Genomic DNA, 18,704 nt, shown 5'->3' with positions numbered 1-18,704 from the left:
ACTCCCTTGATTCAGGAGGAATGTGATCATGAAGCTGGAACGACTCGAAACCCCGGGCATTGCCCATTTCTCTTACCTGCTGGCGGACGGGGCCCGCGCGCTGGTGGTTGACCCGCGCAGAGACATCGACGTTTACCTGCGCAAAGCGCAGGAGTTTGGAGTGCAAATCACCCACGTGCTGGAAACCCATCGGCAGGAAGACTTTGTAATGGGGTCGGCACATCTGGCGCGTGTGACGGGGGCTCAAGTGGCCAACGGAACACACGAATGCTTTGGGCGAGGTGATGTGCGCCTGGAGGATGGCGATGAGTTCGACTTCGGCTCGCTGCGTGTGAAAGCGCTGAGCACGCCGGGGCACACGCCGGAGAGCATGTGTTACGCGGTATTCAGCGATGATGCCACCGCCGCATGGTGTGTCTTCACGGGGGATACCCTGTTTTTCGGCGAGACCGGCCGCACCGACCTGCCGGATGCAGCAAAGTCCGTAGAGAATGCAGCGCTCTTATACGACTCGGTGCACGAGAAGCTGGCCGACCTCGGTGATACCGCATTGGTCATGCCAGCGCATGGCCCTGGTTCGGTCTGCGGCAGTGGTATGGCGGAGCGACCGATGTCCACACTGGGTGAGGAGAAACTGTACAACGTGGTGTTCACCAAAGACCGCGACACATTCGCCCGTGAAAAGGGCAGTGAGCGACTGCCGCGGCCTCCCTATTTCAGGATTATGGAACGGGTCAACCTCGAAGGCGGCAAACCACTGGAAAAGCCACTGGGTATGGTCAGCATGATGGACCCGGAAAAATTCGCGCGGGGCATGACCGGCACTACAGTCTACGACACGCGGGAGCCGGAAGCCTTTGCCGGCGGGCATGTGGAAGGTGCCTACAGCATCTGGCTGGGTGGCCTGCCGGTGTTTGGCGGTTGGATGGCAGACGAAAATGACCCTGTCATGTTGGTAACCGACCGTGGAGAAGATGTTGCCCAGGCTGCCGTGCATCTTGCCCGTATCGGCTTGGATAACGTTGTTGGCGCACTGGCAGATGGCTTTGGGAATTGGCGCAAGTCGGGGCAAGCGGTGCAGCGCTCCGGTGCCATTACTCCCACTGAATTGAGCGCTGAGGGCGGCGCCTGCCAGATCCTCGATGTGCGTGAGCCCGATGAATTTGCTGCCGCCCACATCAAAGGGGCAAAGTCGCTATACGTTGGTCACCTTGAGGATGGCGTTGCCAGCCTGGACCTCGATAAACAGGCGCCGGTAGTGGTGACCTGCGGCGTAGGTCATCGCGCAGGGCTGGGAGTGAGTATTCTGCAACGTGCCGGATTTCAGGACGTTCGCAACCTCATTGGCGGCATGAGCGCCTGGCTGGCAATGGGGTTACCGGTAGAGGAAGGAGAATAGGAAGCCGCTCCCCCCAGGGTGCGGCTTCTCTCGAGGTGCGGCTATGGCCGAGCCGCTGCCCAGTAACCCAGGCTTGCCGTTATTGCGGTAAGAAAGGCGCCCCAGAGAATGTCTGAGCCAACCAGGCCCAGGCTCCAGCGGTGTAGTATGGCGTAATTGGTGACGGTATAGGTGCCGTAGGCCAGCGCACCCAACACCGCGCCGTTGATGAGTGCGATGCGTAACTGCCCCGCGTTCACCGCCGGTGTGACCGCCAGCATGACGATACCTGCAGCGTAGAAAAGGTAGAAAATGCCAGCGGCGGCAAAGTTCGGGCTTCCCCGCATCAGGTCGCCCAACTCGTGACGATAATATTTGCTCACGACGGCCCCTATCCATATAGCATCAATGGCAAGAAAAGCGATCAGGACGGTCAGGTAAGGCTTCAGAAGTGTGATCATTATTGGTTACTCCATTGCGTTTTCTGTTACGCGGGCGCTCAGCTCCCGGTGAGCAGTTGAAACAAGGTCACGCCAATAAAGGTGACGGCAGCCAGTAGCGCCGCCAAGAACAACAATGCGACGGCCAACGTTGCTGCAATGACCCAGCGGCTGCGTCGCTGCGCGCCACGGGCGTCCTGTTCGCAACGCTGTAGAAGCTTGACGTTGCGCTGGTTGGCCTTGAAAGCGAAGTCGAACAGGTCGCCCACGAGCGGTATGGTGCCGACAAGCGATTCAACGGCGACATTGCCCGTCATGCGCAGCAATACGGCGCCGGGGGCACCGCTGCGCCAGGCGGCAAAGATGATGATTGACGACAGGGCCGCACCGACCGCATCGCCGATACCCGGAATCAGGCCAATGATGCCGTCGAGACCAATGCTGCGCCCGAAGGGCAGGGGAATGCTGCTGTCGAGTAGCCATGCGAAGCGGGCGAGGCGAGGGTTGCGGCCGCTTTTTCCTGTATTTGAGCTGCTCATCATCACGGCCTCCGCTGATCCTGCCAGTAGCGCATCTGATCTTCAGGGTGGGGTGCGCACGGTGGTTGGTCAGTTCAGATGATACCGGAGTTTGTGAGTAGATGTTGTTGGCTCTCGGCTAGCGTGCCGCATGACGTTGTTTGGTACCGGAGGCCGGAGTCGATGGTCCGACATTTCGGCCGGCACGCGCCAGCGAGCCGCATGATGTTGTTTGGTACCGGAGGCCGGAGTCGATGGTCCGACATTTCGGCCGGCACGCGCCAGCGTGCCGCATGATGTTGTTTGGTACCGGAGGCCGGACTCGAACCGGCACGCTTTTTACGGCGGGGGATTTTGAATCCTTCTCGTATAATCATTTCTCAGTGTTAATTGATGCTCCTAAAAGTTGATTTATGATACCCATGTTGTTGATATATTAGTATTTAATCCTTTATTCTTTCTTGGTTCTTCAATTTTCACTGTTACTTGATATTTCCTCTGGGATACAAAAATTACGCTGTTTTGTATCCCAGGTGTATCCCAGATTTAACCTTACCATCGCCTGAAAAGGAGTTCTTGTTCATGGGAAGATCATCAGAGAACAGGGTCAAGTTTAGCAAGCCGACCTTAACCGTTATTGAGCGCCGAATTAATAACGGTGAATTTACAAAAGAATCCTACCTTTACGACAATGCCAGCCATCTGGCGATAAGAATCAGACCCAGTCAATCGTATTCAGACAGTGCGTTCTGTCTATACGAAAGGATTCGTATTCGCGGACAGCAAAAAAGTAAGTTGTATAAGCGGCAAATCATGAAGGTTGGTGAAGCGAGAAATGCACAAGTTCCGATTTCAGAACTGAGACAAAAAGCAGATAGCCTGTTCCTGGAAATACAAGAGGGACGCGATCCTCATTTGCTTGCTCAACAGCTGGCTGCTGAGCAAGCAAATGAGCAACAACTATCCGAGGCTAAGCGAACGTTCAGAGATATGATCTTTGGGTCGCCGACAGGTAAGGACGGGGAGTTTTTGCCTGATGGTTTTGTCGCGGAGAGGCGCCCCGGTGACCGTTACCTGATCGATATCAAAAACAAATGTGAGGTTTTGTTGGCGGACTTACTAGATGAGCATCTTTACCGCATATCGGCAGAGCAGGTAAAGGCCGTATATCTCCAGCAAGTAGGTAAGGGCGAAACCCAGCTACATAATGCAATGCGTATTTTGAGGTCGGTATGGAATTGGGCTCAGGCGAAATATGATGAGTCTGACCTTTTTATCCGAAACCCGGTTAGTCGAGCGATGAAACAGCTAGGCGTTAACATTAACCGCTCTAACCGTCGCACAGAACGCCTGGATGACAGCGACTTCAAACCCTATCTCAGAGCGGTGCTAGGGCTCCGGGAGCATGATCACACTTCGGCCTTTCGCAATGGACGGGACGCTTTGCTATTTATGTTGTTCTCTGGTGTAAGGCTGATGGGTACTATGACTATCCGAATCGCTGATATTGATCTTAACAGGCATACTTTCAAAATTATCAAGAAAGGCGGAAAGCAGGCGGAATTACCCCTGAACTCCGCCACGGAAGCGATTGTTCGTAATCGATTGGCAAATTTGCCTGAACAGACGGAGTATTTATTTCCGGGAATTACTGGCAGCGGGCATTACAGGGATACAAAAGATGTCAGAAAGATCGTCAAGGAGGTATCTGGGGTATCTGTCACTAATCATGATTTGCGCCGAACCTACAAATCTATCGGGGCCGAATTGGAGATCAGTCCAATCCTTATTGATGAGCTGTTGAGTCATGCCCGGGAAGGTGTGGATGCACACTATATTCATCCATCCATGACAAAACTACGAGAGGCTAGTCAGAAGGTCGCTGATTATATGATTGGAAAATCCTGTTTGGATCTAATGAAAGAGCTAACAGCTGCTTGGTAAGTTGCTAAACCAAAATTCTAGGGCGTTCTAAATTGGGAATGAGTGACTAGCGAATCTAGACAAGCCCGATAAACGCTAACAGATATGAAGCTGGATAGTTGAAATAACGGCTAGACGTAAGTTTCTTCACAATTGGATGTTGTATTTTGTTTCTTGAAAAGGATAACTTCGGATTCCAGGTAGAAAACCTTTCGAAACCGCTTACACCACGGCAATTCTGGACGCTCTCCTGTACAGCGCCATTTTCGCAGTGTGCTGGGTGATAAGCCTAGTAGCGAAGCCGCCTCTTTAGTTGTAAGTTCGCGGTCGTAAATAACCGCTGCGCTGTCGTTCATATTTTAGTTCCCGAAAGAGTCAGAAGCTCATGTTAGTCTGTAAAAACATTAGCATTAAGCTAATTGTTATTACAAGCTAGAATCCAAGCTATCTTTTTATCAGGGAGCTAAACATGGCCTTTGTGAAAGCCGTCACTTTGTTAAGCATGGGATTTCTGATGTGGCAGTAGAGGCCGGTCTGGTGGCTTTATCGCTGGACTGCTTTCGTTCCTCGATCCATTGCTCTACATCAGCTAAATCCCAGACCACCTTGCGGCTTGTTAAAACGATACGGCGGGGAAATTCTCCACGTTTTTCCATGTTGTAAATGGCGCGGTCTGAAAGCGGTATCATTGCCAACAATGTTTCTCGGTTAATCAAGGTTGTTATCTTTTGCGTGCTGTCTATACAAATCATTCTCTTGTCATCTTTTGGTGTAGGCGGTTAAGTCTACGATCAGTATTCAGACTACCTCCCCCTTGAAGACAATGACTCCACAGATTGTCGCTTCTTCATCCACTTCGATAATGCGATTCGGCCAGTCAGGGTTGAGCGCCTTCAGGTACTGCTTGCCCTCTTCAATAATTAACTGCTTGAACGTGGCTTCATTGGATTCATCGAGTCGAACAACCACGTACTTGCCGTGGTCAGGTGAAACATTGGGGTCAACAAAAATCAGGTCGCCCTCATGAAATTTGGGTTCCATACTGCTGCCGCGGACCCTAAGTACAAAGGATTCAGGACTACAGCACACCGGGCAGGGTAAAAGTTCTGAACCGTAGGCCGGCACGAAACTTTCAGAAATCTCATACCAGTTTCCCGCTTGAACCCAGGATATCAGCGGGTGGAGACTGCGCAAATCCGGGCCGTCGTGGGCGTTGTGTTCCTCTTGTCTTGCCCCGTCTCCATGGGGGGTATCCATCCATCCTTGGTCTTTATTCATGGCTTTTTCCAGTTTCTCCGCCAGCTCATCTCCAATAGAGCGGGGCGTTCCTTTTTTGGTCGGCAGCTGGTTGCGCACCTGACTGAGGTAGGAGCTATTGGTCCCAGCCTCGCGCGCCAACTTGGCAGCTGACCCCGCTTCGGCAATCAGAACCTCAAGATTGTGGAGCCGGATCTGGTTAAGTTTTAGCGTCATGCGAAACACTTTAGCATAATTTTTAGCAGAGTGATAAACAAAAAGCGGCGATTGCGCGTTGTTCAATGATTCGCACGGTGCTAATGTTTCTGCGCATGGAGCTAAAGGATTTCCTCAAGATGGCAACCAAGCGGGAGCGGGCCGACGTCGCTGCGGCGTGTGGCGACTCAGTCTCTTACTTGTATCAGATTGCCGGCCAGCATCGATATGCCAGCCCATTGATGGCGACGCAAATCGAGCATTACACCCGTACTGTGGCGGACCTTTCGGATGGTCGACTGGAGCCTGTGCCTCGGGCGAGCATGGTTCGACATCCAGAGATTTTCTACGGCGTCGTGCCTGAATCGGGTGCACAAGAAGCAGGTGGTAACGATGACGCCTGAGAGATCGCCATCCGTCCACGAGATCACCCGTGTAGACGTCACTCGTATCCACCATTACTCCCGCAATCCCCGCCGGCAGCAGAACCCGGAATATGATCGAATAAAGGCGTCGATCCAGGCTGAAGGCCTAGATCAACCATTGGTGCTATCACAGGAGCCGGGGACTATAGGCTATGTACTTCACAGTGGTGGAAATACTCGGCTGAGGATACTGAAAGAGCTCTTGGATGAAACGGGCGATGAGCGATTTCGCTGGATCGATTGCGTCGTCAAGCCCTGGTCGCAGGAGTCCAATGTACTTTTTGCCCACCTCCGCGAAAACGAATTGCGCGGCGGTTTGCCTTTCATTGATAAAGCGTTGGCAGTATTCGAAGCAAAGAATCTCCTCGAAAGCGAGATGGAGGTTGAGAGCCTGTCTCAGCGCCAACTGGAAGAGTTGTTCAGAGAGCGAGGTTTCGGGCTCAGCCACAGCATGATTTCCAAAATGGGATATGCCGTTGAGACCTTGTGGCCATTGATGCCAAAAGCCTTGGCTGCCGGATTGGGTCGGCCACAGGTGGAAAAGATCCGAGCCCTTGAACGCGCTGCCCGAGCGATCTGGGATCGTCGCCAATTGGGGGATAACACCGTCTTCGATGCGATCTTTGCCGAGTTGTGTCGCCGTCATGATGGCGCCGAATGGGACATTCAGCCACTGCGCGATGCATTGGAAAATGAGATCGCCGTGGAGTCCGAACTGAATCGCCAAGTGATTCATCTGGAGATGGAGGCGCAACTATCGGGCCGCGCATTCAGCCTTCCCGCTCATACCGAAGAGGATACAGAGCCGGGGGCGGACAGGGACTCGGAACACCCGGAGCATTCTGATAGTGGACCGTTATCGAATACGATGACATTGGAAAAGCAGCCCGCTGACATCGATTCACCGACGAGTGGTCATGACAAAAGCAAAGACCAACACAGCACGGCGGCAGAGTTGACCTCTGCGCCGAATGCCCAAAAAGGCGGTCAGCAAAGAAATCTTGAAGTTTTGCGGAGCCAGTTGTGGGACTGCGCAGTAACCCTGGCGACATCCCACGGTCTGCACGAGACAGTCATTCGTCTGCCGGATCAGGGCTTGGGCTTTCTGCTGATTGATGTGCCTTCACCGGAGCTGCGGGAATCCCTTGACCAGGACATGCTGGATTTAGTGTCCGCACTCTGGTGGCAGTTGGCTGCGAGCTCAGAGTTGACCGTCGCTCCCACGAACATTGTCCTGGCCTACCTGGATAAAGACTCGCCCCTATACCAGGCCTTGGCATCCCATGATGCCGGTCTGCTCTTTGGCAGTGTCTGGACGCCTGATCCCGGCCATCTCAACAGCCAGCTCTGGCAACAATTGAACCCGCCAGACTGGCAGCGTTTGCTGCAAATGATGGAGTCCTACCGGAGCATTAAACGGTTAGCCTTCGATACCGGGGTCGAGCTTTGGGCGCAACAAGGAGGTGAAAGCGGTGTCGTCCAATAAGGAAGCCGACCTCACCACCGCCGTGCTGTTGTACGCCATGCGATGTCTGGCAGAGGGGGATCAGCAGGCATTGCGCGCCATGAACTTTGGCCCCAAAGAACTGGACGCCCTGAAAGAGATGAATCTGGCCGATCTCTATCGGGCCGATGCACTGCGTGTGCACTGTCTGCAGATTGGTCTCAATCGTGATGTTTTTTGGCCGATGCTCGATCACCTGCGTCATCAGCGGGAATCTGAGGATCTGCAGCGAACATTGCTGGTCGCGGACGCACCGTTAGAGATGATGCAGCAGCTGTTTGGTGTGAGTTCTCGGGAGTACACGCGATGGCGCCGATTGTTGACGCTGGCGCCGGCCGTGGGCAGGCCTCCCGAACTGAATGAAACCGATACCCACGCGCTCTGGTATGCCTGGCAGGATAAGGTACAGGCGGATGACAAATCTACATTAACTGCAGAGGACTATCTCGACCTACAGCAACAGACAGGCATTGGATTGCGATCGATTTGGGCGCTGGTGCAGCGTTGGGAAACCTACGGTGAGGGAAGCAGTGCCGCGACGTCCGGGCGGGTTGTCGAGAATGGCCCATGAAGCGGATGCGCTGCGACCAGAAACTGTTGCTCTCGACGCTTTAATCAAGGCAACTGTTGCCAAGGTTCGTGCCCAGAGTGATCCATCGTTACCGGATGCCATGTTGTTCATGGGGAATTGGCATCAGGCCGTGCCGGTCATGGTCATCCAGGACCCGGTGTTGGAACCCGTCGATAAACTGGTATGGATGGTTATCATGCTCCATGCCAGAGAGACTGGAGGACGAACGGCGTTTCCCGATTACGATACCATTGCGGCTAAAACTAACGTTTCCTCAACCTCCACTGTCTCTCGTGCTATTGCCATTCTGCGCTTGACGCGTTGGCTCACGCTGTGCGCCAGAGTGCGTCAAAAAAGCGGCCGTTTCACCGGCAATGTCTACAGTCTTCACGATGAACCCCTGCCTCTGGTCGATGCCCTGTACCTGGATGAGGCTTATATGGCATTCGTCACCCAATCCCAGGAACATCATCACGCCCGCGTCCGGCGCGTGGCGCAAGCTGTGTTGGAGAGTCTGGATAAGGATATTCAGGAAGGTGAGTCGTTAGGACGGAAGGAGTCAACTATTGAGCGTCGACTGCAGGCCGCCCAACAATTGTCGGATTCCAGCGGAAACCACAGCAAAAGCGGTCGTTATTTTACCTTTCACGCCGCGACCATTGGGAAACTGAAAAATTCATCCGAGGCCAGCGCATCAGCACAATCCGTCCAGGACCAAAATTCAAAGGCGGAGGCTAAGGAACACTACAGTAGTCGTTGTAGTAGTCATTATAAAAAAACAACTACAACAACCACTACACAAAATACAAACCATGAAGAGAAAACATTTTCTGAATCCAATCCATCAGTCCCGTCGGCAACAGAGCGAGCGCTGATTTATCCGCCGCGCTTGTCGGATAACCAGAAACACCTGGCGGACAGGTATCTTGCCATGATCGATCCTGATGATCGGCAGTTGGTGCTCGACGAACTTCAGGGTCGTCTGGAGTCTGAGCAAAAAGGCATGAAGCCGGTTTATGACGAGCTGCGGTTCTTGCATTCGCTCTGCAAGGCGGCACAACAAGGCGAATTTGTGCCCAACCTCGGGATCAAGGTGGCCGAGGCAAGACAAGATCGGGTACTTCACGTCCCGCCGCCAGAAAACGAAGAACAGAAAAGCAAAGCGGCTGAAGAGCGAGCACGAAACCAAGCCTATGGGCGTGAGCAGCTGGCCAAGTTACGAGCATCATTGAATATGGATAAATAGCGCGACCGCCCGTTATCACACACGATGTGACACCCCTCCGTCGTTACTTCCCTGCACTGTTTCCACTGGAACCATCTGATCGCAACAACACAAAACACTGCATCAGTCGGATGGATATTCCGTGGTGTCATTTTCCCATTCGTGGATTCATAGAACGTCAGAGTTGACCTTGAAGGGAATGACGCAAATGAATTCAGATGCACAGCAGTCACACGAGAGTACAGCCGAAAATCAAAACGAGTCAGTGCCAGGCTCCCTGCAGGGTGAAGTTTGGTTGACGATTCAGACCTATCAGGCCCAGAGCCTGATCCGCGGCCGCCGTGCAGCCGATGGCAAGCCTGCCATTATGGGATTGATCGGTTTTGCAGATCGGCTGAAGTCGCTATGGCAGGCCGTCCGCTTCGACGACCCTTATGCCGACTGGTGGTTGCTCAAAGTGGAAGAGGGCGTTGCCGATATCCGCGCACAGCTGCAGGGATTGCAGCAAAGGATGGACGCCCTTATCACTGAATCCAACAGTGCTCTCGAATTCAGCGTCGCACAATCGAGTCGACCACAGCGCGTATCGTTACAGTTCGCCAATCCCTACGCCTTCCGCGCTGCACAGTTGCTGGGTGAGTACGACCGGTTGATGTGCGCAGACATGACGTTGCATTACTTAGGTCTCGACATGCCCACTGACCTCATTGAGCAGGTGTCGGGTAGTGGGCGATGGGTGCGCCGGGTGTTTGCGTTGCCCCAGGGGTATCACTGCCTGGACGTTCGTCGCTCCGATATCCGGCAAGGAACACCGGCAGCCATCAAAGCGAGAGAGCGGATGGGCGAGATTCCCCCGGACATCCTCAATGGCGAGCGGTTGCCGTCTCTGCGTCCCCTGGCAATTCAGCAGCTGAATAGCAACGCCATCGCAGATTCTGACGAGGCCTGACCGCCGTGGCCACCAGCACGCTTCAGCAGCTCGTCATCTCGCTCGATACGCGAATTCCACTCGAAGCGATGGTGCTTCAGCGTCTACGCCGCCTGCCTAACAGCAGACAAAACGAGTGGTTGCGGCAGCTGTTGCTGCTGGGATTTCGAAGCGAGTGTCAGGCCATCAGATCTGAGCAAGCGCTGCCGGCACACACAATTCCTATGAGCCAGCCGTGTACATCCACCCAGATAAACGGAAGTCGCGGAGCGGGTTCCGTCCAGCCGCGAACAACCGAGACGATGCTCGATCATGCTGCGCGGTCACCTGGCAGCTCACACATAAGCGAACACTCTGAGCTTGCTCCCCCAAATGACGCCAGAAAACCCTTTACGCACCTGAGACGAGTGATCGGTGAGTAAAGACATCTAACCCAGACATCAGGAATCGCACCATGACAGAACTGACCGATGAGAAATTTTCTGACGAAGACAAACCACCCGTGACCACTCATCCCATGGCGGTGGGACAGGTGGGCCTCGACGACGGTTATGCCTATACCAAAGTGGCATTACCGGATGGTCGCCTCCTGGCGGTGCCTTCGCGGGCACGTATGGGGTCGGCCGGTGTCACCTGGATACGGGATGAGGAGCAGAAAATTTTTGAGTACGAAACCGGCGGTAGTGTGTATTCCGTCGGTGCGGTCGATGGTGAACCCACCCAATTCGATGAATACCCGGGTTCGGCACTGAATCGGGTGATCGTCCAGCATGCACTGCAACAGGCGGGTTTGTCGGGCCGATCCGTCCATGTGGTGACGGGGTTGCCGGTCTCCGCCTTTTACCGCAACGATGGTCAGCAACGACGACAAGCGATCCAGGCCAAAAGGGATGGTTTGAAATTGGCGGTTGAGCCTGTTGTTGCCAGAAAAACGTCGCATAAGTTAGCGCAACAGAGGCTCCTAAAAGTGAGCATCGCTTTTCATGAGGTTATTCCGGAGGCGCTGGCAGCCTGGTACGACTATGTGATTGTTATGACCGATGATGATGGTGTGACGTTGGATGCGGATCGCGTCAACGCGCCCATCGCCATTGTCGATATCGGTGGCCGCACCACGGATTATGTGGTGGTTCAGGATCAGGGCATTGTGCACGGTTCCTCCGGCTCTCTGAATCGCGGCATGCTGAACGTCAAGATTCGCGTGGCGAACCGTATACAGGAACAGTTCGATATCAACGAGCTCGGCGAGCAGAGTATCAGTCGGGCCGTCGATACACATCGGTTGCGTCTGCATGGCAAGGATCACGATGTCTCGGCCATGGTGGCGGAAGCAAAACGCGAGTTGGTGGAACGACTCTATACCGAAACCCGCCGCAAGCTTGGACTCGGTGTGGAGTTGGATCGTGTGCTGTTCGTCGGCGCTGGCAGTGCTGCGTTAGCCGCTGATATTGCCAACTGGTTTCCCAATCAAAGCATTGCCGACCATGCCGCTTTTGCTAACGCAAGGGGCATGCTCAAGTACCTGCAGTTTGTCTGCGACGCCCCGGTGAGGGAGGGGTAACGACTTTGTACGTGGCCACTGCGGTCTCAGTGGCGAAGAAGATGTCAGCGGATTGTGCAAGTGACATCGCGGTTTTACCGTCAATCCAGTATCAGGGCTTGTCCTGATTTTACTCACCCTGCCGGGAAACACCTTCCCGCCAGGGAATCGTGTTCTCCGGCTTCCCATTATGTTCAAGGAGAAACTGTTATGACCAGTAGACAATCTACCCCTGAAAAACCGAAGTATTTCGATCTTGATATCCACGGCATCGGTTACCTCAACCGGGTTCGCGAAGTGACACCCGAGAATGGGTTCCCCTTTCTCAGTGTCACCATCGCGGCGCTACGAGGGCCAGCCGATAACGTTCAGCACACGCATTTCGAGTGCGTGGTGGTGGGTGAAGAGGCGAAGGATCTGGTGCGTCAGCTAATGCCTGCGGTGGAAGCTGACTTTAAAGTGCTGGTGGGTTTTCACCTCAGTGATTTGCAAGCCGAAACCTTCATCTTCAAAAACGGTGATCGAGCCGGTACGACGGGCATCAGCCTGAAGTCCCGGTTACTGCGGTTCCAGTGGATCAAAGTCGAAGGTCGGCCCTTTCCGGCGCCGACGGCTGAGACCCACAACGCTGTAGCCTGACGACCAAATCTGATCGCATCTTTTGATGCGATCAATCTTTCAACCCAGCGAGGGAGATTCTCCCTTGCCGGGCAGGTCTCCTCGACTCTTCAAGGAGACCGCTCATGGCTTCCAAATCCTCACCCTCCCGGGTGATTCCTAAAAACCGTTTTGCGGCCATTCGCATGGCGTCGTTGAACGATCCTGAAAAGCAATCCCTGCTGCAGCTGGCCTTTGCGATATTGCAGGACCTGCACCAGCCGGGCCTTGAGTTACCGAGTCCCAACCACACCCGTGACTACTTGCGGATGTTGTTGGCTGAACGCAAAGCGGAAGTCTTTGGTTGTCTGTACCTGGATAACCGGCATCGGGTAATCGAAGCCGCAGAGTTGTTCCAGGGAACCATTGATGGCGCCTCGGTGTACCCCCGCGTGGTGGTGCAACAGGCGCTGACGCTCAACGCGGCAGCGGTGATGTTTTTTCACAATCACCCGAGTGGTGTCGCCGAGCCCAGTCACGCGGACGAAGCGATTACCCGGCGCTTAAAAGATGCGCTGGCACTCGTTGATATTCGTGTACTGGATCACTTTGTGGTCACGGTGGGGGAATCAGTTTCCTTCGCCGAACGCGGATTGCTGTAAATCCATTCAATCAACCCATTGGGGAGTCTTCTTCCCCAATGGGAAGGAGGTGCTCCCTGAATTTCTTAATTCATTTCTCCAGGGAGAAACCTTATGAAAAATTCAGAGCACAAGTCGCTGGAAGATGTCTTCGGCCCTGTCGTCGCAAGTTACAGTCGTGCACAGGCTATCGAAGATGGCGTCCTGATCGATGTTACCGCTATGGCACGTGAGGCTGGCTTCAAATGGCCAGTCGCACTTACCCACACCGCTTGGTGTGATTGCGTTGCCTGGACAGAGCGGGATAACCGCTTTCAAGTGCACCAGGACGAGTCTGGCCGTTTGTGGGACGTGCTGTTTATGGCGTTCTACGCCATTCGAACGGCTACTGCTCCTGGTGATCGGTTGCTGTTCTCGTTGTACCGCGTGCCGAAAGACGGGCATTCGACAGAAGCCGGCGAGGTGAGTTTGAAACTGATGGTTGGCCCCGGTGATACCGGTGAACCGGTCGTCACGATCATGCTGCCCAACGAAGATTAATGTCGCCGATCGAATCGGCTCCTTGCCCTGGCCACTTGGGATAAAGTGGCACCCCCATTTCATTAAAATGCCGATGCATAGCTCGTTGTTCGTTGAGAACCTTGCCAGTCGCACTTATTCGCTGATCGTGCGCCGACACTGTTTATTCACGACCTTTTCGATCCGTTGCAGCGCGGGATATTTCCCGTACAACGTTTCAAACTTTTCTCTCGTCGGCTGCAGGTGCTCCAACAGACTGACAGCAACATCCTGCACCTGGCCTTGTAGAAACCGAGCACGCAAACCGCATTGTTGCGCCAGGTCATCCCAGTGCTTTGTGGAAACGATGCCTGGATTTCTTTCATTGCCAACGGAAAATGCCAGATGATAGTCAATACGTTCAATGGCCCGAGTGCAAACGAGATCATAAAAAGGGGCTAGCTGTATTTCGCCATTGGCCCGGTATAGCAGCGAAAGGTTTTTGGCATGACCATCTGAATTACCCGCCAGGACATTGAAAATCTGCCATCGCAGTAAATACTGCAGATCGTTGGCGGGATCACTAGAGACATCCTGGACGAGCCGATAGCAATCTGCGAAGGAAGGGCCGCCATCCTCCTGATACTTGCGTTCGTGGCCGAAACCCAGCGCCTGACAGAAATCTTCCTGATGCAGTCTCACCATCTGACCGCTACCCAACAGGTGCCGATCATAGCGCTCAATCAATGCATAGTGCGTGTCTGCTATCGAGCGCAGTTGGATATCGACTACAGGCAAACCAATAGCGCCTGCCAGCAGTGTCGTGAAGGTTTCGTAAGCGGGCAGGTGGCGGTAATCGGATAATTCGAATTTGAGGATATGGCTGGAAGGCGATTCTTTTTTAGGCAACCAACAGGCACCATTCTTGATCAACACCGGACACTTGTCTTGCGCTCCGGCCAGAGACAGACGGGGACGTTCGTTTTCAGTCCATGTGTAAACCTGACCACGGCGTTTCACCAGCTTGGCGAGTTCTTGTTCCGAGAGTTCGTAATACGCGTATTGTGTGGAAGGTTTCTGTTCTGCCTGGAGAATCGACAAGGCTCCGGCGCATTCACCGCCAATGGCTCTGAGCAGATCAAAATCGGTATTGGCGATCTTTAGATCGCGGATAACCTGATCACGAGCACCACCTTCCGGCAGGAGGTTGGCGAAGAAGCGGTGGGCGAGTCCCTCTTCCGGCACAAAGTCTTCCTGTCGCAATGGCAACCTATGGGAGATGGCAAATCCGCCTTGGGTAAGCCATTCCTTTTCGTAGCGGAAGCCAATCAGGCCTTGGGTGTTGCGCCACAAATAGCCAACGAGTCGCTGATCATTCCAGACGTTGAGACCATCCGGATCAAGCATGGCCTTCTCCCTCTTGTGAGGACGACGGCTTGGGCACGGCAACCCTGCGCGGCTGGATGACCACCTCCAGTCCCAGGGTGCGCAGCGCTTTTAGCACTTTGCCCAGCTCCGCAGTTTCCTTGCCACGCTCGAATTCGGATAAAAAGCGGGTGCTCAGGTTACCCAGTCCCGAGATCGTTTCCAGCGTCAGTTTTCTCTGTTTCCGGTGAGCACGCACCAGCTTGCCGAGATCCTCAGCGGATCGGATTGCACCGTATTGCACCTGATCGTGAGCCATAATCTATCCAAAAAATGAGCGTACGGTAAAAATTAGCATGCAGACGCAGCTAAATCAACAAATATTTACCGTACGGGATAAATATTAGAGTATTGGCTTGCTTGAGTAAGAATATATCCCGTACGGTAAAAATTGTCGGCCGCCAGCGTACAGCCCCATGGTGGTTCCACTGTAACCGTGGGTCGAACAGATTTGTCTGTTCAACTGCCATGACAGGTCGCAGACCTGGCGTGGTGGTTGATGCGAACGAAGCCCTCGTCACTGGTTAGCGAAGCGGGGTAGTGACGAGGGCGGCGGAGCACGGAACGACAACGGATTGCGCTCGGATTGATGCGTTCCCAGCGAGTTCGCTCTAACTATACTAGCGGCCAAGAAACGTAAACAGTTCCATACGCGGCCACGGCGGTAACGTGGATGAGGATTGTCGCCCTCGCCATCAAAAATGGCAAAAACGGCAACGGCGCCAGCCGAGCTACCCTGGCGCACAGCATCAGCTGCAGCTCATCTTCAATATTTCCTCAAGAGCAGGACGTTCGTCCTCGCTTCAATCTGGCTAATGCCACCTCAAACCCGGCTTGCAAGTAGCCGACTACCAACGCGCCGTTTCACCGACGGTTTCTTTCAACTCGCGGACCGATGGTTCCGCTCATTTAAAAGGAGGTGAAGTACTCACCATCGCAACTGACTCTTAGAGTCCATTGGTTTACCCGGCACCATCTTCAGCAGAAGAGCAGCCAGGTTGCCTGCGACCAGGCTTATCAGGTCGAAAGGGGAGTAGTGTCCCTTGACCCATCCGCTTCGGCGGACCCAGTCAGGCTACGAGCCTGTGGTTGGTCAGAAACACTTACCAGACTGGAAAGTACACGATGAGAGACCTGAACTACCAATTGAAACAGTTGTGCAAACGCAATCGCGATGGCAGTTACAGTACGCAAGCCAATCGCGCGCGCATACTTAACCAGATTGCCAATCAACTGCAGGAGATGGGGTATCGGCGCATGACTACCCGATCCCTAAAGCCGAAGCACGTGGACGCCCTGGTGAAACGCTGGTTCAGCGAGGGCATGGCGGCCGGTACCATCAAAAACCGTATGAATTGCCTGCGCTGGTGGGCCGCCAAGGTGGATAGGCGCAATGTTATTGCCCGATCGAATGAGTTCTACGGCATTCCCGATCGGCAGTTCGTCAGTCAACACTCCAAGGCGGTGGTTGTCGGTAACGATGCGTTGACCAGCGTTAAAGATGAGCATGTGCGAATGACTCTGGAGTTACAGCGCGCCTTCGGATTGCGCAGGGAGGAGGCGATCAAATTTATCCCAGCTTATGCCGACCAGGGTGATCACGTTCGCCTGAAAGCTACCTGGACGAAAGGGGGCAAGATGCGGATCGTGCCGGTGCTCACCCAGGAACAGCGTGCCGTCTTGAATCGTGCCCACCGACTGGTGGGATCTGGTTCCCTGATTCCACCGCAGAAAACCTACATCCAACAGTTGCGGACCTATGAACGTCATACCACTCAGGCAGGTTTATCGAAACTGCATGGCCTGCGCCATGCGTATGCCCAGTCACGCTATCAGGCGTTGACGGGTTGGGCCTGTCCTGCGGCGGGTGGACCGGTCGCAAACAGTTTGAGCATCGAGCAACGACAGCAGGACCATCAGGCACGACTCACCATCAGTCGCGAATTGGGCCACGCCCGCGAGCAGATCAGCGCTGTTTATTTAGGTCGATGAGTTTTGGCCGAGGCGTCTCATGGATAAGCACGACACTCACCGAGTGGATTAACCATTCACGCCAGAAGATCACTTGGCGATCATGATGCCATTCATCACGATCGAGGCCAAAACATGTCTTCGTTTAAACATCACGGAATCCCTCGTCTCCTAACGATACTGGTGTGCTGTTCTGGTGCTGCCGTCGGGAGCCATTCGGTAGTGGCGGCAGACCAGCCCGTCACAACGATGACCACGCTGATACAAACGGGTCGCTATTCAGTGATGGCCGCTCAGCCGACCACCGGGCAGCGGGATCTGTTATCGGTGACGAGAGCGATCACGATTCCAGGCGACATCGAAAGTGTGGGGGAGGCCTTCCACTGGATGTTGCGAGATTCCGGCTATCGCCTGGCGGCCGATGTTGTGCTGTCGGAGGAGGCGAAAGCCATGCTGGCGCTGCCACTGCCAGCGGTGCATCGTCGCTTTGAGCCCATGCCACTCCAAACCGTGATGGGACTTATGATCGGTCCTGCTTTTCACCTTATCCAGGATCCCGTTCACCGCCTCATTGCGTTCGAGCGTTGCGCGGATATTTCCGCCCCCAATGCGACGGGAGGTGCGCAGTAATGGAAGCCTTTGTCATTGCCATCGTTTTTGTTACCGCATGGTTTTGGGGTGCTGAGTCCAGGCAAGTTGATCCGGAACCGCGTGCTGAAAGCAAGGCAGTTTCGATCAGCGATCAGGTAGAGGATCGAGAATGCTCCGTGCGTATTTGTGATCAGGAGTATCAGCTGATCATTCAGCGCGATCTGACCGTGCCCGTTGATCAAAAGGTCAATGAAGATGACCATTGAGCATCACATGAGAAAACCTGCCATCGCATTAATCGGGTTCTGTCTTTGCATCACGTTGCCTGTTAACGCGGATACCCGGCAGGTAGCCGAATCACCATCTTCGAACACATTGGCGATTGAGCAATCTGCAATAGAACGTATCGACTCTCAAACGTTTCGTGCTGACCAGTGGGGATTAGATGAATCGGAATGGCAGCGTTACCAATCTTTGCTGCAGGGTATCAGGGGCAGCGTGAGTCCTGCGACCTTGTCACCCCTAGAAGTGCTGGGCATCCACGCCCGCAGTGCCGATGAACGTCGGCGCTACGCTGAGCAGTGGGCAGTGATGATGCGTGACGATGCCGAGCGCATCCTGGCGTTTCAGCGGGCTTACGACGACGCCCAGCGGCGCCTGTTCCCCAACGGTTTATTGATCGACCCCGGTGTTGTAGCGTCCACCAAGCCGGATCAAGGTCTGGCGGGAAAATTCGTGTGGCAGTCGTCGGACCGGGTGTTGTTCTTTACCGATACCCAATGCCCGACCTGCGATGCGGTGCTGGAGCGATTGGTCAGCCAGATCAAACAGTTCTCTGGCATCGATCTGTACCTGATCGATGTGTTTGCCGGTGAGGAATCCCGCATACGTGACTGGGCGGCCTCGAAACAGATCAATCCCCAATGGGTGAGCGAGCACAAGATTACCCTGAACATCGACGCCGGTGCGCTAGGTAAGGTCTCCGCACATACGGGCGTACAAGGACACGATTTGCCCGTACTGATACTGCGGCGGGATGATCACTTGATGCCCTTGCCGCTATCACGATTCTAGCGG

Annotated in this window: 22 protein-coding genes; 15 read left to right on the top strand and 7 right to left on the bottom strand. The window is 54.2% G+C overall.

All coding sequences use genetic code 11. The features are described 5' to 3' along the window. Positions 1-28 precede the first annotated feature (28 nt). Entirely contained in the window at positions 29-1,399 is a 1,371-nt protein-coding gene (locus G533_RS0104675) for an MBL fold metallo-hydrolase (RefSeq protein ID WP_027948965.1), read from the top strand. A gap of 41 nt (positions 1,400-1,440) precedes the next feature. Here the strand turns inward: G533_RS0104675 and G533_RS0104670 are convergent, their stop codons facing one another. Both G533_RS0104670 and G533_RS20525 read right to left on the bottom strand, forming a co-directional pair. Beyond that, a complete protein-coding gene (locus tag G533_RS0104670; RefSeq protein ID WP_027948964.1) occupies positions 1,441-1,839 on the bottom strand; it encodes a DUF2177 family protein in 399 nt (132 codons plus the stop codon). Between the two features lie 38 nt (positions 1,840-1,877). Further along, positions 1,878-2,360, bottom strand: coding sequence for a DUF4112 domain-containing protein (locus tag G533_RS20525; RefSeq protein WP_240472371.1), 483 nt, complete (start codon positions 2,358-2,360; stop codon positions 1,878-1,880). Between the two features lie 558 nt (positions 2,361-2,918). On the opposite strand from G533_RS20525, the gene G533_RS0104660 reads away from it, so the two are divergent. Then, positions 2,919-4,280 (top strand): tyrosine-type recombinase/integrase, encoded by a 1,362-nt coding sequence (locus G533_RS0104660; RefSeq protein ID WP_027948963.1) that lies wholly within the window; start codon positions 2,919-2,921, stop codon positions 4,278-4,280. Positions 4,281-4,390: 110 nt separating this feature from the next. Here the strand turns inward: G533_RS0104660 and G533_RS23865 are convergent, their stop codons facing one another. The 3 genes from G533_RS23865 to G533_RS0104650 form a co-directional block, all read right to left on the bottom strand. Then, entirely contained in the window at positions 4,391-4,615 is a 225-nt protein-coding gene (locus G533_RS23865; protein ID WP_084638797.1) for a helix-turn-helix domain-containing protein, read from the bottom strand. A gap of 132 nt (positions 4,616-4,747) precedes the next feature. After that, on the bottom strand, positions 4,748-5,011 hold the full coding sequence (locus G533_RS23860; protein WP_035526484.1) for a helix-turn-helix transcriptional regulator: 264 nt from the start codon (positions 5,009-5,011) through the stop codon (positions 4,748-4,750). A 46-nt stretch (positions 5,012-5,057) separates the two neighbouring features. Then, on the bottom strand, positions 5,058-5,798 hold the full coding sequence (locus tag G533_RS0104650; RefSeq protein WP_240472370.1) for a LexA family protein: 741 nt from the start codon (positions 5,796-5,798) through the stop codon (positions 5,058-5,060). 29 nt (positions 5,799-5,827) lie between these two features. On the opposite strand from G533_RS0104650, the gene G533_RS0104645 reads away from it, so the two are divergent. The 9 genes from G533_RS0104645 to G533_RS0104605 all read left to right on the top strand — a co-directional run bounded on the left by G533_RS0104645 (position 5,828) and on the right by G533_RS0104605 (position 13,682). Next, a complete protein-coding gene (locus G533_RS0104645) occupies positions 5,828-6,115 on the top strand; it encodes a hypothetical protein (RefSeq protein WP_240472369.1) in 288 nt (95 codons plus the stop codon). Continuing rightward, positions 6,105-7,622 (top strand): ParB family protein, encoded by a 1,518-nt coding sequence (locus G533_RS20520; RefSeq protein WP_051229973.1) that lies wholly within the window; start codon positions 6,105-6,107, stop codon positions 7,620-7,622. Before G533_RS0104645 ends, G533_RS20520 begins: the two co-directional genes overlap by 11 nt. Further along, a complete protein-coding gene (locus tag G533_RS0104635; protein WP_014704087.1) occupies positions 7,609-8,211 on the top strand; it encodes a DUF2857 domain-containing protein in 603 nt (200 codons plus the stop codon). The genes G533_RS20520 and G533_RS0104635 overlap by 14 nt, the downstream gene beginning before the upstream one ends. Continuing rightward, on the top strand, positions 8,201-9,457 hold the full coding sequence (locus G533_RS0104630) for an STY4528 family pathogenicity island replication protein (RefSeq protein WP_027948958.1): 1,257 nt from the start codon (positions 8,201-8,203) through the stop codon (positions 9,455-9,457). Before G533_RS0104635 ends, G533_RS0104630 begins: the two co-directional genes overlap by 11 nt. A gap of 178 nt (positions 9,458-9,635) precedes the next feature. After that, on the top strand, positions 9,636-10,385 hold the full coding sequence (locus G533_RS0104625; RefSeq protein ID WP_027948957.1) for a PFL_4669 family integrating conjugative element protein: 750 nt from the start codon (positions 9,636-9,638) through the stop codon (positions 10,383-10,385). 433 nt (positions 10,386-10,818) lie between these two features. Then, a complete protein-coding gene (gene parM / locus G533_RS0104620; protein WP_027948956.1) occupies positions 10,819-11,925 on the top strand; it encodes a ParM/StbA family protein in 1,107 nt (368 codons plus the stop codon). Positions 11,926-12,114: 189 nt separating this feature from the next. Beyond that, positions 12,115-12,543, top strand: a complete 429-nt coding sequence (locus tag G533_RS0104615; protein ID WP_027948955.1) for a DUF3577 domain-containing protein — start codon at positions 12,115-12,117, stop codon at positions 12,541-12,543. 104 nt (positions 12,544-12,647) lie between these two features. Further along, on the top strand, positions 12,648-13,163 hold the full coding sequence (locus G533_RS0104610; protein WP_027948954.1) for a JAB domain-containing protein: 516 nt from the start codon (positions 12,648-12,650) through the stop codon (positions 13,161-13,163). Positions 13,164-13,256: 93 nt separating this feature from the next. Then, a complete protein-coding gene (locus G533_RS0104605; protein WP_027948953.1) occupies positions 13,257-13,682 on the top strand; it encodes a DUF6573 family protein in 426 nt (141 codons plus the stop codon). A 114-nt stretch (positions 13,683-13,796) separates the two neighbouring features. Here G533_RS0104605 and G533_RS20515 read toward each other — a convergent pair whose 3' ends face one another. Both G533_RS20515 and G533_RS20510 read right to left on the bottom strand, forming a co-directional pair. Next, positions 13,797-15,047: a type II toxin-antitoxin system HipA family toxin gene (locus tag G533_RS20515; protein WP_051229972.1), complete on the bottom strand. Its 1,251-nt coding sequence runs from the start codon at positions 15,045-15,047 to the stop codon at positions 13,797-13,799. Further along, entirely contained in the window at positions 15,040-15,324 is a 285-nt protein-coding gene (locus tag G533_RS20510; protein WP_035526478.1) for a helix-turn-helix domain-containing protein, read from the bottom strand. Before G533_RS20510 ends, G533_RS20515 begins: the two co-directional genes overlap by 8 nt. 866 nt (positions 15,325-16,190) lie before the next feature. Between G533_RS20510 and G533_RS0104590 the strand changes: the two genes are divergently transcribed. The 4 genes from G533_RS0104590 to G533_RS0104575 all read left to right on the top strand — a co-directional run bounded on the left by G533_RS0104590 (position 16,191) and on the right by G533_RS0104575 (position 18,701). Then, positions 16,191-17,057: a phage integrase N-terminal domain-containing protein gene (locus G533_RS0104590; protein ID WP_027948952.1), complete on the top strand. Its 867-nt coding sequence runs from the start codon at positions 16,191-16,193 to the stop codon at positions 17,055-17,057. A gap of 201 nt (positions 17,058-17,258) precedes the next feature. Next, on the top strand, positions 17,259-17,666 hold the full coding sequence (gene pilL2 / locus G533_RS0104585) for a PFGI-1 class ICE element type IV pilus protein PilL2 (RefSeq protein ID WP_035526475.1): 408 nt from the start codon (positions 17,259-17,261) through the stop codon (positions 17,664-17,666). Further along, the gene (locus G533_RS0104580) at positions 17,666-17,893 is read left to right on the top strand and encodes a hypothetical protein (RefSeq protein WP_027948950.1); all 228 of its coding nucleotides are present in this window, start codon (positions 17,666-17,668) and stop codon (positions 17,891-17,893) included. Before pilL2 ends, G533_RS0104580 begins: the two co-directional genes overlap by 1 nt. Beyond that, a complete protein-coding gene (locus G533_RS0104575; RefSeq protein WP_027948949.1) occupies positions 17,883-18,701 on the top strand; it encodes a TIGR03759 family integrating conjugative element protein in 819 nt (272 codons plus the stop codon). Before G533_RS0104580 ends, G533_RS0104575 begins: the two co-directional genes overlap by 11 nt. Positions 18,702-18,704 lie beyond the last annotated feature (3 nt).

This window comes from Haliea salexigens DSM 19537 (genome assembly GCF_000423125.1).
In the GTDB taxonomy this organism is placed as follows: Bacteria; Pseudomonadota; Gammaproteobacteria; order Pseudomonadales; family Halieaceae; genus Haliea; species Haliea salexigens.
Note: the sequence above shows the minus strand (reverse complement) of the source record. Positions and strands in the feature narration are given on the sequence as shown.